A 1,758-nucleotide genomic window follows, 5' to 3' on the forward strand; every position below is an offset into this window, starting at 1 on the left:
GCGCGACCTGCGGCAGGCCGACGGTCTGCAGCACCCGCTTGATCACATCGTCGGGGGTGATCTCATCGGCGAGCGCGTCGTAGGACAGCACCAGCCGGTGGCGCAGCACATCCGGAATCACCTCGACGACATCCTGCGGCACCACATAGTCGCGGCCGCGGATCAGCGCGACGGAGCGGGCCGCGGCGATGATGCCGAGGCTGGCACGCGGCGAGGCGCCATAGGCGATCCAGCTCGCCACATCCTGCATGCCGAAATCGCCGGGCTTGCGGGTCGCCGCGATCACCCGGACCACATAGTCGACCAGCGCGTGGTGCACGAACGTATTCGCGGCCACCTGCTGCAGGCGGATCAGCTCGGACGGCTCGAGGATCGGTTTGGCCTCCGGCGGAGTGACGCCCATCCGGTAGATGATCTCGCGCTCTTCCTCCACCGACGGATAGTCGACGACAACCTTGAACAGGAAGCGGTCGCGCTGCGCTTCGGGCAGCGGGTACACGCCCTCGCTCTCGATCGGGTTCTGGGTCGCCATGACCAGGAACGGATCGGGCATCGGGTAGGTCTTGCCGCCGATCGACACATGCCGCTCGGCCATCACCTCGAGCAGCGCGGACTGCACCTTGGCCGGGGCGCGGTTGATCTCGTCGGCGAGCACGAAGTTCGCCACGACCGGGCCGAGTTCGGTATCGAATTCCTCGCGGCCCTGGCGGTAGATGCGGGTACCGATCAGGTCGGTCGGCACCAGGTCGGGGGTGAACTGGACGCGGGCGAACGAACCGCCGACCACCCGTGCGAAAGTCTCCACCGCAAGGGTTTTGGCGATACCCGGCACACCCTCGAGCAGTACGTGGCCGCGTGCCAGCACCCCGACGAGCAGCCGTTCGACGAGCCGATCCTGGCCGACGATAACGCGCTTGACCTCGTATATCGCCTTCTCCAGGGTCTGGACGTCACGCTCCAGGGTGCTGGGTGCGGGAGCAGCGGCCTCTTTCGCCAAACTTGCCCCGCTCACACCGTCCGTCGAAGTCACCAACATCCCCGCTTTCGCTTTGGTCCTGTGCGTGCTGCCACAACTATTCCAGGTAATGGCCGCATATGCCGCAACCGGACCCGAGATCACGGCAAATCAACAGGTTCACGGTCGGGTTCGCGGCGCGCGGCCCAGCCTGGGGGTTACCAGACGAGCCTAGGGGTTAAGTGACGATCCGCACCGCGTACGGCATGATGCCGCCCTCGCGCACCGGAGACACCCGTACCACCTCGCCGGATTGCGGCGCCTCCACCATCTTCCCGTTTCCGAGGTAGAGCGCAACATGTTCGCTGCCGTTCGGCCCCCAGAACAGCATGTCGCCGCGGCTGCGCTCGGCGACAGGCACTCTGGTGCCCGCGTTGTATTGATAGCCGCTGTAGTGCGGCAGTGAGACGCCGATACCGGCGAAGGCGTAGATCATCAGACCCGAGCAGTCGAAGCCGACCTTGTTGTAATCGCCGTAGCTGTCGGCGACACCGCCGTCGCGGATGCCGAGGGTCGGCCCGTCCTCGTCGCCACCGCCCCAGGCATAGACGACGCCGATCTGCGACATGGCCCGATCGACCACCGTTTCGATCGCCTCGGAACCGGTGATGGAAGGCATGGTCGGCCCGGTGGCGCGCGGCCTGGTCTGGCGCGGCGGGGGTGAGTCCTGCATCTGGACATGCGGCCGTTTGCCCTCGCCCGCCTGCGCGGCGCGGTCCATGGCGGCCTGGTCCTGGGCCGCA

Annotated in this window: 2 protein-coding genes; both read right to left on the reverse strand. The window is 66.9% G+C overall.

The window, feature by feature from the left end; all coding sequences use genetic code 11:
- On the reverse strand, positions 1-1,036 hold a 1,036-nt coding region (moxR1, locus tag NA5_RS23760), incomplete at its 3' end, for a chaperone MoxR1 (protein ID WP_062989734.1).
- Positions 1,037-1,193: 157 nt separating this feature from the next.
- Positions 1,194-1,758 (reverse strand): NlpC/P60 family protein (locus NA5_RS23765; protein WP_169811351.1); only part of this gene is annotated, 565 nt, incomplete at its 5' end.

The organism is Nocardia anaemiae NBRC 100462, from assembly GCF_001612725.1.
In the GTDB taxonomy this organism is placed as follows: domain Bacteria; phylum Actinomycetota; class Actinomycetes; order Mycobacteriales; family Mycobacteriaceae; genus Nocardia; species Nocardia anaemiae.